A 14,181-nucleotide genomic window follows, 5' to 3' on the forward strand; every position below is an offset into this window, starting at 1 on the left:
TTATGATTCATCTTCAACAATGTCCGGTAACGATGATTAAAGGCGTGAGCGCTTCGAAAGAACAAGAGCTTCACGCCTTTGGCATCTTTACTGTTGCTGATTTGCTCGATTATTTCCCGTTTCGATATGAAGATTTTAGCCTTCGCCATCTGAGCGAAGTGAAGGATGGAGACAAAGTTACCGTTGAAGGACGCATTATGAGCGTCCCTGTTCTGCAGCGATATGGCCGTAAATCACGTTTGTCGTGCAAGGTGTTGATCGATGAATGGCTCGTCACGGCTACTTGGTTCAATCGTCATTATTTGCGCGAGGAGTTAACGCAAGGGCGCGACATCGTCTTAACAGGCAAGTGGGACGGGCGCCGCATGCAGCTTACCGTATCGGCTTCGGAGTTCCCGGACCGTGGCGGCGGACGCAAGGATACGCTGCAGCCAGTGTATTCCGTGGGCGGCAAGATTACGCAGACGTGGATGCGCAAGACGGTTGCACAGGCGCTGCAGCAATTCGGCGAGGCGGTTCCAGAGCTGCTGCCGGCCGATCTCATGCGTCGCTACCGGCTGATGCCGCGCAAGCAGGCCGTACGGGCGATGCATGTGCCGCAAAATGTGGAAGAGGGCAAGCAGGCCCGCAGACGAATGGTATATGAGGAACTGCTCTTGTTCCAATTGAAGCTGCACGCTTTTCGGGCGGTAACGCGCGAGCGTGCAGACGGCGTGGCGCACGAAGTCGACAATGCGACCGTCCGGCAGTTTGTGCGCAGTCTGCCGTTTGAGCTGACCGAAGGCCAGAAGCAGGCGGTTACCGATATATTGCATGATATGCGCTCGCCATCCTGCATGAATCGGTTGCTGCAGGGCGATGTAGGTTCCGGCAAGACGGTCGTGGCGGCTGTCGCTCTGTACGCTGCGGTTCGGGCGGGATACCAAGGCGCGCTGATGGTGCCGACCGAAATCTTGGCGGAGCAGCACCTTCGCTCGTTGAAGAAGCTGTTCGAGCCGCATGACATCGAAGTGGGGCTGCTCACGGGCAGCCTGACCGAACGCAAGCGGCGGGATCTGCTGGGCGCGCTGCAGATGGGGATGATTGACATCCTCGTCGGCACCCAAGCGCTGATTCAGGACGATGTCCATTATCGCAAGCTCGGACTTGTCGTCACCGACGAGCAGCATCGCTTCGGAGTGAACCAGCGCAGCATTTTGCGTCGTAAAGGATTGAATCCCGATGTGCTGACGATGACGGCCACGCCAATTCCGCGGACACTGGCGATTACGGCATTTGGCGATATGGATGTGTCCTCCATTCGCGAGCGGCCGGCCGGGCGGAAAGCGATTAAGACGTATTGGGTAAAGCATGATATGCTCGATCGGGTGCTTGGCTTTATACGTCGTGAAGTGTCCACAGGCCGCCAGGCTTATGTCATCTGTCCGCTTATCGAAGAGTCGGACAAGCTGGACGTGCAAAATGCAATCGATGTGCATGTGCAGATGCAGCAAGCTCTTCCCGACCTCCATGTAGGCCTGCTTCACGGACGGATGCCCACGGCGGAGAAGGATGAGGTGATGCGCTCGTTCAGTTCCGCTGAGACGAATGTGCTCGTATCGACGACCGTCATCGAGGTTGGCGTCGATGTGCCGAACTCTACGCTCATGATCGTCATGGATGCAGAGCGCTTCGGTCTGTCGCAGCTGCATCAGCTGCGCGGGCGCGTCGGACGCGGCGGCCATCAATCGTACTGTATTTTGATTGCCGATCCGAAATCTGAAGTGGGGCAAGAGCGGATGCGCATCATGACGGAGACCGACGACGGCTTTGAACTGTCGCAGCGCGATCTGGAACTGCGCGGACCGGGCGATTTCTTCGGTACGAAGCAGAGCGGTCTGCCTGAATTTAAGTTGGCGGACATGACGAACGATTTCGCCGTGCTGGAGCAAGCGCGAGATGATGCGGCAGCGTTTATCCGTTCGGAAGCGTTCTGGACTTCCCCTGAGTATGGGCTGCTGCGCGATGTGCTGCAGCAGGAGCAGCTGTTCCAGGGAGAGCTTCTCGATTAAGCCCGTTTTCGGCAAATGTCAAAAACGGGCGGATAGTAGACAAGCGGGCAGGCATATATTGGAACTAATGCAGCTAGTGTCCCAAGGACAACGGCGGCTTATGTTCCGGAGGTGTTACACCGCATGAGTTATGTGAAATACGGTATTAGTCCGCAGCTGGTTGAACGAATAAAGCAAAAGCTAAAAAATCCTGCGGCCAAAGAGCGCGTTAAGCTCCTTTTGGATGGGGTCACGAAGGCGGACTTGCAAAATCGCCCCGCAGTGCGCCGCCTGCTGCGTCAAATCACGCAGGCGTTGAACGAATCATTGAATGCGCAGCAGGAAGAACAAATCATTCAGTTCGTCATTGCGCAGAAGATAGACCCGAACAATACGTTTCATCTACTTAAGCTGTGGGGGATGTTTCGGTAAATGCACGATAGTGAAGGGAAGCCCGGTTCATGTAGAACCGGGCTTTTGAGCATTCTGAAGGGAAGTTCAAGTGCTGGCCTTACCCCTTCTTGAATGGAGATGTTGTCCGTTTGCTCCTTTGCTTCACTCTCCCATACAGTCAGAAAGGATAATATGAAGGGGGAACTGCAAGACGTTTCGTATAGCAGTCATGTCATAAAGCAACCGTTCATGATGCCAGATAACCTGGCTGACCTAGCAGCGTCAATAGGCGCATTGGTTCGCTGCCTTCCCGATGGAAGGGGAGAAGAAAGCAAAGCTTCGTATATCGCTAGCCTGAACGCGCCACTGCCTAAGCGAAAAGTTTCGTTGATTCTGCTTTTCCGTAGATGTTACGCCTTCGAATGATTTTTAAATGCAAGAATTATATATTTAATGTTACATAATCGATTTACATATGAACTGAAGCAGATTAATCTAAAATGAGGTAAAGGGGCGGCGTTCATATAGCGGGGCAGACTTTGAAAAGCACTCGATTTTCATTGCTCTGTCATGTGCGGTGTCAGTCATGAGGACTGTCCCTCGTGCCTCGGGTCATTCAAACCATTTGGGACAATCCCGTTATTTTTTGAGGTTGTTACAGCCGTTGGATGCAGGCAGGGTCATCTATCTGCGTATTGCCCACCTTCGCATCCACTGGATAGGCTTCCATCTCTGCCGCAGGATAAGGACGAAGGAAGGACTGGAGCTGGCCCGTGTCGGTCATGCGTCGATCAAGCCAGAACGATAGCTGCTCTTCCGGAACGATGACGGGCATCCGATCATGGATGGAGGCCATTAGTTCATTCGGCTCCGTCGTAATGACGGTGCAGGTGCTTATCTTTTCCCCTTCGGCATTCAGCCACGTGTCATATAGTCCTGCCATGCTGAGCAATTGTCCGTCCTTGCGGACGATACGCATCGGCTGCTTCGTGCCATCGGCGCCGCGCTTCCACTCATAGAAGCCGTCTGCCGGAATGATGCAGCGTTTGCGCTCGAACGGCAGACGGAACGCCGGCTTCTCTCGCAGCGTCTCCGCCCGCGCGTTGATGGTGCGCCACGCTGTTTTATCGTCCTTGGCCCATGCAGGAACCAGGCCCCACTTCAGCGGGCCGAGCCGAAGCTTCGTTCCGTCATGAATAAGGGCCGGCACCGATTGGCTTGGCGCAATATTGTAGCGGGGGGCATGAAAAGGGATGGCAGGTCCCGGATCGATCGAATAATAAGCCATAAGCTGTTCCAATGTAACTGTTAACGTAAATCTTCCACACATGACAGCTGCGCATCCTTTCTTCTCGTGCCGGGATCGTATCGAATACGATTACCGGACAGGCTCCTCTCCATTTTATCACAAACTGCCGTTTGTCGTGGAATCCAAAGGCTCTATCACTTGGCTAAATAAAATATATGTACATATATAGCAGCATTCATATGTAATATATCCCGGTTGAAACAGGAATATATGTTCTGTATTCTGTGTATATATAAGAACAGATGTTCTTTTTAGGGGTGATGTTGTGGCGCGGGATGTAATACAGGATGTAATGCGGGGCGTAAGAGCAGCTATATGAGCAAACCAGCCGAACGGATTATTATGTTGGCGGACTGTCAATCTTTTTATGCAAGTGTTGAGAAGGCGTCTCACCCTGAATACAAGAACAAACCGCTCGTCGTAGCTGGGGATCCTGCGCGGCGGTCAGGCATCGTCCTTGCCGCATGCCCGCTTGCGAAGCGGCACGGAATTACGACGGCAGAACGCCTTGGCGAAGCTGTGGGCAAATGTCCGGAGCTCGTTGTCGTTCGGCCCCATATGGAGGAATATATTCGGGTATCGCTGCACATTACCGCAATATTGCAGTCGTATACTGATTTGGTGGAACCGTACAGCATTGACGAGCAGCACCTGGACGTGACAGGCAGCCTGTCGTTATTTGGTGATCCGGAAATGATTGCGAAGCGCATTCAACAACAGGTTCAAATGGAAACCGGCGTATACACAAGAATTGGCATCAGCTTCAACAAGGTTGTCAGCAAGATGGCGTGCGATAACTTTGCGAAGAAGAACGCAAGCGGCATCTTTACCCTTTCGCGGGATAAGCTGCCTGATGTGCTGTGGCCGCTTCCCGTGCATCAAATGTTCATGATCGGCTCACGGATGACCGGGCATTTGCACCGGATGGGCATCCGTACGATCGGAGAGTTGGCGCAGACGCCGTTATCCAAGCTGAGGCAGCGGTGGGGGATTAACGGCGAGGTCATCTGGCGGATTGCCAACGGCATCGATTCGTCGCCCGTTACGCCGGGCACGCACGATCGGCAGAAGGGAATCGGCCATCAGATGACGCTCCCCCGTGATTATGTCACGCAGGAAGAGATCGAGATCGTCATTCTGGAACTGTGCGAGCTGGTGTGCCATCGCTGCCGGACGAAGGGGTATATGGGGCAGGTCGTTCATGTTGGCTGCCAAGGAGCGGACTTCGATCGCCCGACGGGGTTTTCCCGGGAAATGAAAATCGAAGATCCCACGAACATAACGGACGAGGTGTATCGAGCGGCGTGCGTGCTGTTCCGCCGGCACTGGAACGGACTCCCGGTGCGCAAGATCGGTGTGTCGCTGACAGGCTTGACCGGCAGCGAAGAATACCAGCTGACCCTGTTCGACGATCGCGAGCGGAAGATGGCATTGGAACGCACGACAGATTGGATTAAACAAAAATATGGAGATACGGCGATAATGCGAGCGACTTCTCTGAAGGAGGCCGGCCAAGCGAAAGACCGTTCCCAAAAAATTGGAGGGCACTACAAATGAGTAAAAAGCTGCAAGCTAATGGTTTATTCGAATCTTCACGGATGATGCTACCCGAGCATAAGGAGGCATACGTCCGTCACCAGCAGAGCTTGGAGCGCAAGCGGCGGCCGGTGTTAGATGCGCAAGAAGTAGAGCAAATCGCCCGTGCCATTGCCGAATCCATATGGAACGGCACGCCGATCAGGTTAACGGTGTACGGTGACTGGGAAGATCGGGAGTTAATCGGCACAGTCGTCCGGTTCGATAAGGAACAGGAACAAATTAAATTGCAGGGGACAGAGGAGGGGGAATGGATCAAGTTCTGCAATATTATAGGAGCCAGCTCTGCTCTATAATCCATAACTAAGCCGGTTCCCGTTAGAAGGATCCGGCTTAATTCGCTGGGCGGCCCGCGAAGAACGGAATGAATCAGCGGCAGAACGTCCGGTCATGACGCTTATATGCAGGCATGGCACCGATGCGCCGGCGATCTGGGCAAGGAAAGCACGGCTATGTGGCAGACATGTGCAAATACTTCTGCATCAAGCTTTTCACCTCGGCACGAATCAGCCCTCGAAGCATATAGAACGAGTGATGGTAGCCACGGCAGACGTACTGGACGCGCACGCCATGCTGCTCGCGTTCCTCCTCGTATACTTTGATGCCGCGCTGACGGAACTGCCGCCTGAGACGGAACAGGTCGGTTGAGGCGTCGTCTTGTGCCTGACGCAGCCGCTGAACGTAAATGTCAGCCAACTTCAGACCGGAAGCGGCAAGACGTTTAATATCCCGCTCCAGCACATCGAGAATAAGCGTTTGGATGACGTATTGCTTAACAATGAAGGCATCTTCCCCGTCGTGTGGAGGAGAGCCATTCGCAGCGGAAAGAGAACCCATTCCTATCTCTTCCTCCTTCATTTTTTTTGGGCTAAAAGCAAACAAAAAAAATCAAAATACGAACCTTTGTTCTTATTGTATTCATAATACCGAACAAATATTCGTATTTCAATAGGCATTCGTGGTCAAAAGACATGAAAAAGATTACAATAGAGTGAAAAGTCTCGTCAATACTCCGTCATTCGCAAAGATGTCGGCACAGGAAAGGAGAGGCAGGAATGCGCATAACACTGCACCGCGGGGAGATACTGTTTCGCCAAGGGGATCCAGGCACTTACTTATATCGCATCGTCAGCGGCCTGTTCAAGGTTACGCGTCTGCATGAGAACGGCAATATCGTGCTGTTTAACATTTTATATCCGGGGGAGATCGTGCCTCACCATTCGCTTATTTCGCCCAAGGATTGTCACGGCACGTCTATCGCGATGGTGACGAGCGAGGTGGAGCGTATTCCGGCGGACGCATGGTATGAGGAGCTTCGTCTCAATCCGGACAAAGCGCTGAGTATCGCCAAGCTGCTTCAGGAGAAGCTCAGATTCATGCAGCAGCGCATCGATCATTTGACAATCGGCGCGCCGGGGGAACGTCTGCAGCTCTTGAAGAAGTGGCTTGACAGTTATACGAATGAGGCGCCATTAACGGAACTGCTGACGCAAGAAGAGATTGGGCAGCTCATCGGTGTGCGCCGCGAGACCGTCAACCGGTTAATTCGGCAAGGCGGTTCATGACAGAAGAAGACAAGGAAGAAGCTCGAAGCCAAGGCAACGGATATGCGCACGCATGCCGCGCCTTGGCTTTTTTCTGCGAAAAGGAAAGATAGAACATAGCGTTAAACAGGGGGCTTCGTCTAGAAAATCCGCTGAGAAGTATTTCTTATTCTCTTGTTTATCATGGGACATTCTTCCCTCTTCATATGTGTAATAAGACGGGTGTGCAGTGCAGTTATACGAAGGAGGTTATAAAGCGTCATGGGGAACGAATATGAAGCGCAAGGTCTGCCAGAAGAGGGGATGCCGCCCGAGTTCAGGGCAGGTTCCCATCCGTTAGGCAGATCACAGGAACGGATATATGTGCCGTACCGAAGTCCGTGCGATCCTTGTCCGCCGCTGCCATTTAAAACGTATATCGTGCCGCCAAACCAGTTCATCGTCTTTCAGCCGCCGAATTGGCCGCAGTTTCCGCCTGAACAAGCGTTGCGCCGCGGCACGCTCTGGCCGGCGCTATACAGCCCATATCGGCCTAAAAGGGGACGGGAGGGAGAGGCAACATGAGCGCGCATCCTTTTCATAGCGAGGAGTATAGGCAAGCGCTGGAGCAACTCCAGATCGTTGATTTTGTGCTGCTGGAGTTGAATTTGTACTTGGATACACATCCGTGGGATGGGCAGGCCATTCGGCAATTTAATCATTATACGCATGAGAGGATGAAGATGGCCAATCAGTTTCAGGAAAAATACGGCCCGCTGCAAAACTACGGGCGTGCGTATTCAGGCTGTCCTTGGTCATGGATAGAGACGCCGTGGCCGTGGCAGGTGTGATTGTGACGTCTTGACGGGAACGTTAGACTGCGAAAACGTTATTGAATAATCAATGAACGATGAACCGCAATGGCTAACATGGAGAACATCCGAAGGAGGGGACGCTTGATTGTGGGTGTATGAGAAGAAATTACAATATCCCGTCAGGGTGAGCAAATGCGATCCGTACATGGCAAAGCTTTTGCTGGAGCAGTACGGCGGCGCGGACGGAGAACTGGCGGCGGCGCTCCGTTACTTGAACCAGCGCTATTCGATACCGGATAAGGTCATCGGCCTGCTGACCGATATCGGGACGGAAGAATTCGCTCACTTGGAAATGATTGCCACAATGGTCTATAAGCTGACGAAAGACGCTACCCCGCAGCAGCTGAGGGCGGCTGGTCTGGGAGATCATTACGTGGCCCATGACAATGCGCTGTTCTACAGCAATGCAGCAGGCGTGCCTTGGACCGCCGCCTACATTCAAGCGAAGGGAGACCCGATTGCTGACTTATACGAGGATATTGCGGCAGAGGAGAAAGCGCGCGCCACGTATCAATGGCTCATCGATATGACGGATGACGTCGACTTGCAGGACGGGTTGAAATTTTTGCGGGAGCGGGAAATCGTGCATTCGCTGCGCTTCCGGGAAGCCGTCGAAATATTGAAGGAGGAGAGGGAAGCGAGAAAGGTATTTTAACAATGCTGGAGTGAGGGCCGGCGTCGATGAGGGCGCCGGCTTTTGGACTGCCCAGAGAAAATTGTTGTTTGTCACAAGAATGGCAAGGGGCGTGTGAAAAAAACGTTAAAACATTCAATATATATTGACAAGAATATACACCTATGGGAATATTGTTAGAGTAGATTACATTAATTACGAATAATGACTAAACGAAGAAAATTACATTATGTTTCATACTTTTACATAATATCGCTGTCGAAAGGAAGAGGTGGATATAGTTTTGGGTGTAAAGGAACTAGAGTTGGTCATTCCTCCGATTGCCGGCTATCAGTATGTGGCCTATCCCCTTTGTACGGTGCTCACCCGCAAAGAGGCGCTGCCGTGGTTTTACAGCAATTTCATCCACCTTTATTGCCACCACGACCTTGACGGAGAAAGTGCTTCGCGCTCTGTGCCGCTCACTTTTTATGGAGAAGATTTTATGCGTTGTCCGTGGCTGATTACGCAAAAACTGGAGCGGGAAATCGTGCTCGATTCACCGCCGGGAATTGTCGAATTTCTGGTAAATGGTATCAATTCAGGTTATACGATTTCTCTCAACGTGGACGAGTTCTACATCCCTCGCAGACGCGTCTATCGTCAGACTCATTACGCTCACGATATTTTGGTGTACGGATACGATGATGCAAAGCGGACGTTCCTCGTTCTCGGCTATGATGAGGAGATGCAGTTCCGGAAGACGCACGTGCCGTTCCATGAATTGGAGCAAGGGTTTCGGCATCTCGAATGGACGGACAACTATGCAGAGCAAATCTATTTATACAAATTCAATAAAGCGGGGAGTTACCGGTTGGATGTGGCGTTCATCAAAGAATCGCTGGAAGAGTACGTTGCTGCCAGCAATGTTTCCTTGCGCAACCGGGGGACGGCTGATCCGTTAGAGGCGGCATTCGGCACAGATGTGTATTCCGCGCTCATTCGCAACATACCCGCGCTTGTGCGGCGACGTGATATTAGGCCTATCCATATTTTATGGGAGCACAAGAAAACGATGGGGCTTCGAATCGATTATTTATGCGAGCAGGGACTTCTTCCGCTGGATTTCACAGGAAGCTTCCGACCGATCGAGGAGCAAGCGTTTGCTTTGCGGCATTTGCTGATGAAGTACGCTTTGACCGGAGACGATGCCGTTCTGGAGCAAGGTATCAATGAAGTGACTCGCATAATGGAAAGCGAAAAACGGATATTGGGGACGGTAGCGGAAGCGCTGGAACTTCAGCTTATTCCTCAACATTCGTAACTTAACCCGATTGGAGGTCATTTCTCTGGACGCGTGCAAGCTGTACCCGTTAACACATCCGCAAAAACGCATTTGGTATGTGGAAAACATCTACCCGGGCACGAGCATTCACAACATCGGAGGATTAATCAAAATTTACGGCCCTGTCGATTTTCAGTTGCTGGAGGAAGCGATCAACCAGTTCATCCGGCATAACGATGCCATCCGCATACGGCTCGTTGAAAGTGACGGGACGGTGCAGCAGGCCGTGACAGAGTATCGAAGGAGGACGTTCCCGCTCATCGATTTTACGGGTATTTCATCGGATATCGATGTTGATGCTTGGGTGAGTGCGGAGTTTGCCAACCCGCTGCCGCTGGACGGGGAATTTCTGTACGATTTTGCATTGGTCAAAATTAACGAGACGGAAAGCGCATATTTAACGAAAGCCCACCATATTATTTCTGACGGTTGGTCTTTTCAATTGATGACGACGGAGATCAACCAAATTTATACGCAGCTGATGCAAGGGGAGGCAGTTCAGCAGGGAGGCCGGCCCACCTATTTAGATTACATCGAACAAGAGCATAAGTACTTATCGTCTTCCCGCTTCATGAAAAACAAACACTATTGGCAAAAAAAATTCGAGCACGTCCATGACGTTGCCCTGCATACGACGGCAAGCGGCACAGCAGGCAACCGCAAGAAGTTCCTGATAAGCTCGCACACTTCAGAAGCCATTCGCGATTTCGCACAAGCGCATCATATTTCGTTGAACACCTTTTTCGTAGCAACGATGCTCCTTTACCTCCACAAAGCAAACCAACAAGACCGCATCATGATAGGCACACCCGTATTGAACCGTACCGGAGTCAAAGAAAAAAACACATTCGGGATGTTTACCAGCACGATGCCATTTCTCGCTGACATCGAACACGAGATGTCCTTCTCTACGTTTGTGCATAACATCAACCATGAACTCATCCAATGTTATTTTCATCAGAAATATCCTTACAACTTGCTCGTGCAGGATCTCCAGCTTCAGAAGCGGGGGTTGGATCAATTATTTCAAGTATGCGTGAACTATTACAATACTGCATTCGATCGGAGCTTCGGCCCCGGATGGAAAATGCGGCAAATCGAAGTGCATAACGGCAACCAACTGTATTCATTGCAGCTTATCGTCACCGAATGGTCGTCGAATGGGGGGCTGGAGCTGTACTTCGATTATAAAACAGGCGACTATACGGAGCTGCAAATCGACGAAATGTACTGCCGCCTGCACCATTTGACGGATCAAATCATAAGTCGGCCCGATACCGCAATTGGCGATTTGCAGCTGCTTCTGCCGGGTGAGCGTGCAGAGCTTCTGTACGCGTGCAACATGACGGAACGTGAATATCCCGCGCAAAAAACGATATTGCAGCTCTTCGAAGAACAAGTCGAACGGACACCGGACCGCGTGGCCGTTACATGCAATGGGCAGTCGCTTACGTATGACGAGCTGAACGGCCGCGCCAATCAGCTGGCCCGCACGCTGCTGAAGAACGGGATCGGCCCGCATACCCCGGCAGCCATCATGGGGCGGCACTCTCTGGCAATCGTGGTCGGGATATGGGCGGTAATCAAGGCTGGGGCCGCGTATCTTCCGATCGATCCCGATTACCCGAAGGAACGGATCGAATATATTTTGCGGGACAGCGAAGCTGCGCTTCTATTGACACACGGCAAGGAATGGGAGCAGCTGTCTTATGGGGGCGCGGTTATCAAGCTCGATGACGAACGTCTGTACGAAAATAACAAGAGCAACTTGCCGCCAATGAGCACGGCAGAAGATCTGGTGTATATCATTTATACTTCGGGTTCCACAGGCAATCCGAAAGGGACGATGATCGAACATCAAGGCCTGGTGAACTACATTTGGTGGGCGAGCAAAACGTATATTCGCGCGAACGACGATGTGTTTGCGCTCTATTCCTCGATTGCATTTGACTTGACGGTGACCTCTATCTTTACACCGTTAATTAGCGGCAACCGCGTCGAAATCTATGAGGATAATGGGAACGACTTCATTGTCCACCGCATTTTACGCGACAAGAAGGCTACGGTCATCAAGCTGACACCGGCGCACCTTGCACTTATCAAAGACATTGATCCGAGCGCTTCTGCCGTCCGGACATTCATCGTGGGCGGGGAGGATTTGAAGTGCGCGCTCGCTCATCACATTCACGAACGGAGCCGCGGCGGCATAGACATCTACAACGAATACGGACCGACCGAAACGGTGGTCGGCTGCATGATTTACCGGTACGACCCGATGCGGGACAAGGGGACGTCAGTGCCGATAGGACAGCCGATCGACAACGTGCAAATTTATTTGCTGGACCAGAGATTGGATCCGGTTCCGAATGGGACGATTGGCGAAATATTCATCTCCGGGGACGGTGTGGCCCGGGGCTACTTGCACAGACCGGAGCTGACGCAGGAACGTTTTCTGGACAACCCGTTCCTGCCGGGCAAGAGCATGTATCGGACCGGCGACTTGGCCATACGCCACGACAACGGCGACATCGTATATCTTGGCCGAATCGATCACCAAGTCAAAATCAAAGGCTACCGCATCGAAATGGGGGAAATCGAGCATCAATTGCTTGCGCTGGACCCGATAGAAGAAGCGGTCGTCATTGATCGGGCCGGGGATGACGGGCAGCAGCATCTTGTCGCCTATTTCGTTGCCGCGGGCCAGCTTGCTTCTCTTGAACTGAGGATGAAGCTGGCCGAGGCGCTGCCTTCGTACATGATTCCGGCCTACTTTGTCCGTCTCGATCAACTGCCGCTGACGCCGAACGGAAAAGTGGATCGACGGCTTCTGCCTGCGCCGGAACGAGCGCTAGAAGAGACCGTAGCAGGGGAATCCCCTCTCGTTGCAACATTTTTGACGGACATTTTCAGGGAAGTGCTGCAGGTGGAGGAGATAGGTGTCCATGACAATTTTTATCGAATGGGCGGCGACTCGATCAAGGCGATTCAAATTGCCTCCAAGGTAAACGCAGCAGGCTACAGGCTGAAGGTTCAACATATTTTGAGTTACCCGGTTATCCACGAGCTGGCGGCGCTGCTTGAAATGAACGTGTCTGCTCCGCTTGAGCAAGGTTTGTCCACAGGGACGGTCAAGCCGCTGCCGATTACGTCCTGGTTTTTCGGAAAAGAATGGAGCAACCCGCATTACTATGCCCAGTCTGTTCTGCTCCGCCTAACGCAGAGGGCGACGACCGAACAACTGCAGGAGGCGCTATATGCATTAATACAACACCATGATGCATTGAGGCTGCAGTATGACGAAAGGGCCGGCTGTCTCGCATACCGGCAAGCCGAGCGGAAAGACGTGGAGCTTGCCAGCTGCGACCTTGCCTGCCATTCGGCGGAGGAACGGGCCGGGGTGTTGAAGAGCCGCGCCGAGTCGTTCAAAGCGAGTGTCCGTCTTGGACACGGTTTGCTAATTAAAGCGCTTGTAATTGATAAAGGCGTAGAGGGACAAAGTCTTTTGCTGACGGCGCATCATTTGGTCGTGGACGGCGTGTCTTGGCGCATTTTGCTGGAAGACCTTGATCGGCTGCTGCAATCGATAATGTCTGGATCAAGCGTGCCTCTGCTGGGCAAAACGAATTCCGTCCAAGCCTGGGCGGACGCCATCGAAGCATACAGCCGCGAGCGGGCGCTCGAACACCTCGAATATTGGGAGTCTGTCGTGGCAAACGCGGAGGACAGCTTGAACGCCGATTTCCCTTCAGTTGACGACCGGCATGCCATATGCGACACGCTTGTCGGGCAACTGCCCGAGCAAGAGACGCGGAAGCTGCTGGGGGATGCCAACGCCGCGTTTCACACACAGACGAGCGATTTGCTGGTCGCTTCGCTGGCAATGGCAATGAGCGGCTTTACAGGCAAGAAGAATGTCACTTTCGAGCTGGAGGGACATGGGCGCGAGGAGCTGTTCGAGAACATGGACGTGTCCAGAACGGTCGGGTGGTTCACTTCGATGTATCCGGTCAATCTCCGTCTGTCTGACACAGAGCCTGCCGGCATCATCAAGAGCGTAAAGGAGCAGCTCCGCTCGATTCCGAACAAAGGGATTGACTACGGCATCTTGGCATACTGCTCCGGCCGGGTCGCGGAGACCGGCAGGAACTTGCTCCGCTTCAACTACATGGGAGAGATCGACAATCATCTGCAGAGCCCGGTGCTGGAAATTGCAGCGGAAGATACGGGAAGCGACACGTGTCCGAGCAACAAGTTGACTTGCTTGGCCGATGTCGTGGCCATAATCATCGACAAGACGCTCCAAGTCCGCATGACATACAGCACGGCCAAGTTCAGCCGGGACACGATGGAAGCGCTGATGCACGCCTTTATGCAGCGGCTGAACGAGGTAATTCAGTTCTGCGCAGACAGGAAAGAGTCCGACTTTACGCCATCCGATTTCGAGACGGTGAAGCTGGAGCAAGAAGAGTTGGACGTTCTCTTCAACTAAATAAAGGG

General features: G+C 52.6%; 12 protein-coding genes. 10 read left to right on the plus strand and 2 right to left on the minus strand.

Going from position 1 to position 14,181, the window contains the following annotated elements; all coding sequences use genetic code 11:
* The first annotated feature begins 2 nt into the window (after positions 1–2).
* Both recG and JSQ80_RS20190 read left to right on the plus strand, forming a co-directional pair.
* Positions 3–2,051 (plus strand): ATP-dependent DNA helicase RecG, encoded by a 2,049-nt coding sequence (recG, locus tag JSQ80_RS20185; protein ID WP_206096464.1) that lies wholly within the window; start codon positions 3–5, stop codon positions 2,049–2,051.
* A gap of 123 nt (positions 2,052–2,174) precedes the next feature.
* Positions 2,175–2,462 carry a stage VI sporulation protein F gene (locus tag JSQ80_RS20190; RefSeq protein WP_087432738.1) on the plus strand — a complete coding sequence of 96 codons (288 nt, stop codon included), beginning with the start codon at positions 2,175–2,177 and terminating at the stop codon, positions 2,460–2,462.
* Between the two features lie 616 nt (positions 2,463–3,078).
* On the opposite strand, the gene JSQ80_RS20195 is transcribed toward JSQ80_RS20190, so the two are convergent.
* Positions 3,079–3,753 (minus strand): SOS response-associated peptidase, encoded by a 675-nt coding sequence (locus tag JSQ80_RS20195; RefSeq protein ID WP_206096465.1) that lies wholly within the window; start codon positions 3,751–3,753, stop codon positions 3,079–3,081.
* Between the two features lie 294 nt (positions 3,754–4,047).
* On the opposite strand from JSQ80_RS20195, the gene JSQ80_RS20200 reads away from it, so the two are divergent.
* Together JSQ80_RS20200 and JSQ80_RS20205 are read left to right on the plus strand one after the other, a co-directional pair.
* On the plus strand, positions 4,048–5,289 hold the full coding sequence (locus tag JSQ80_RS20200) for a DNA polymerase IV (RefSeq protein ID WP_206096466.1): 1,242 nt from the start codon (positions 4,048–4,050) through the stop codon (positions 5,287–5,289).
* Positions 5,286–5,624, plus strand: coding sequence for a YolD-like family protein (locus tag JSQ80_RS20205; protein WP_206096467.1), 339 nt, complete (start codon positions 5,286–5,288; stop codon positions 5,622–5,624). Before JSQ80_RS20200 ends, JSQ80_RS20205 begins: the two co-directional genes overlap by 4 nt.
* Positions 5,625–5,778: 154 nt before the next feature.
* Here JSQ80_RS20205 and JSQ80_RS20210 read toward each other — a convergent pair whose 3' ends face one another.
* Positions 5,779–6,165, minus strand: a complete 387-nt coding sequence (locus JSQ80_RS20210; RefSeq protein WP_206096468.1) for a YhjD family protein — start codon at positions 6,163–6,165, stop codon at positions 5,779–5,781.
* A gap of 218 nt (positions 6,166–6,383) precedes the next feature.
* On the opposite strand from JSQ80_RS20210, the gene JSQ80_RS20215 reads away from it, so the two are divergent.
* The 6 genes from JSQ80_RS20215 (at position 6,384) to JSQ80_RS20240 (ending at position 14,173) form a co-directional block, all read left to right on the plus strand.
* Positions 6,384–6,893, plus strand: a complete 510-nt coding sequence (locus tag JSQ80_RS20215; protein ID WP_087432743.1) for a Crp/Fnr family transcriptional regulator — start codon at positions 6,384–6,386, stop codon at positions 6,891–6,893.
* A gap of 240 nt (positions 6,894–7,133) precedes the next feature.
* A complete protein-coding gene (locus JSQ80_RS20220; RefSeq protein WP_087432744.1) occupies positions 7,134–7,436 on the plus strand; it encodes a spore coat associated protein CotJA in 303 nt (100 codons plus the stop codon).
* Positions 7,433–7,702 carry a spore coat protein CotJB gene (locus JSQ80_RS20225; protein ID WP_206096469.1) on the plus strand — a complete coding sequence of 90 codons (270 nt, stop codon included), beginning with the start codon at positions 7,433–7,435 and terminating at the stop codon, positions 7,700–7,702. Before JSQ80_RS20220 ends, JSQ80_RS20225 begins: the two co-directional genes overlap by 4 nt.
* A gap of 109 nt (positions 7,703–7,811) precedes the next feature.
* On the plus strand, positions 7,812–8,381 hold the full coding sequence (locus JSQ80_RS20230; protein WP_087432746.1) for a manganese catalase family protein: 570 nt from the start codon (positions 7,812–7,814) through the stop codon (positions 8,379–8,381).
* A gap of 262 nt (positions 8,382–8,643) precedes the next feature.
* On the plus strand, positions 8,644–9,663 hold the full coding sequence (locus JSQ80_RS20235) for a cysteine peptidase family C39 domain-containing protein (RefSeq protein ID WP_206096470.1): 1,020 nt from the start codon (positions 8,644–8,646) through the stop codon (positions 9,661–9,663).
* A 10-nt stretch (positions 9,664–9,673) separates the two neighbouring features.
* Positions 9,674–14,173, plus strand: a complete 4,500-nt coding sequence (locus JSQ80_RS20240) for a non-ribosomal peptide synthetase (RefSeq protein WP_206096471.1) — start codon at positions 9,674–9,676, stop codon at positions 14,171–14,173.
* The last annotated feature ends 8 nt before the right edge of the window (positions 14,174–14,181 follow it).

This window comes from Paenibacillus apiarius, from assembly GCF_017052585.1.
Lineage (GTDB): Bacteria > Bacillota > Bacilli > Paenibacillales > Paenibacillaceae > Paenibacillus_B > Paenibacillus_B apiarius.

Excerpts from the sequence above, each read along its gene's own strand:
- recG (WP_206096464.1), top strand. The coding sequence starts at position 3 with ATGATTCATCTTCAACAATGTCCGGTAACGATGATTAAAGGCGTGAGC.
- JSQ80_RS20190 (WP_087432738.1), top strand. The coding sequence starts at position 2,175 with ATGAGTTATGTGAAATACGGTATTAGTCCGCAGCTGGTTGAACGAATA.
- JSQ80_RS20195 (WP_206096465.1), bottom strand. The coding sequence starts at position 3,753 with ATGTGTGGAAGATTTACGTTAACAGTTACATTGGAACAGCTTATGGCT.
- JSQ80_RS20200 (WP_206096466.1), top strand. The coding sequence starts at position 4,048 with ATGAGCAAACCAGCCGAACGGATTATTATGTTGGCGGACTGTCAATCT.
- JSQ80_RS20205 (WP_206096467.1), top strand. The coding sequence starts at position 5,286 with ATGAGTAAAAAGCTGCAAGCTAATGGTTTATTCGAATCTTCACGGATG.
- JSQ80_RS20210 (WP_206096468.1), bottom strand. The coding sequence starts at position 6,165 with ATGGGTTCTCTTTCCGCTGCGAATGGCTCTCCTCCACACGACGGGGAA.
- JSQ80_RS20215 (WP_087432743.1), top strand. The coding sequence starts at position 6,384 with ATGCGCATAACACTGCACCGCGGGGAGATACTGTTTCGCCAAGGGGAT.
- JSQ80_RS20220 (WP_087432744.1), top strand. The coding sequence starts at position 7,134 with ATGGGGAACGAATATGAAGCGCAAGGTCTGCCAGAAGAGGGGATGCCG.
- JSQ80_RS20225 (WP_206096469.1), top strand. The coding sequence starts at position 7,433 with ATGAGCGCGCATCCTTTTCATAGCGAGGAGTATAGGCAAGCGCTGGAG.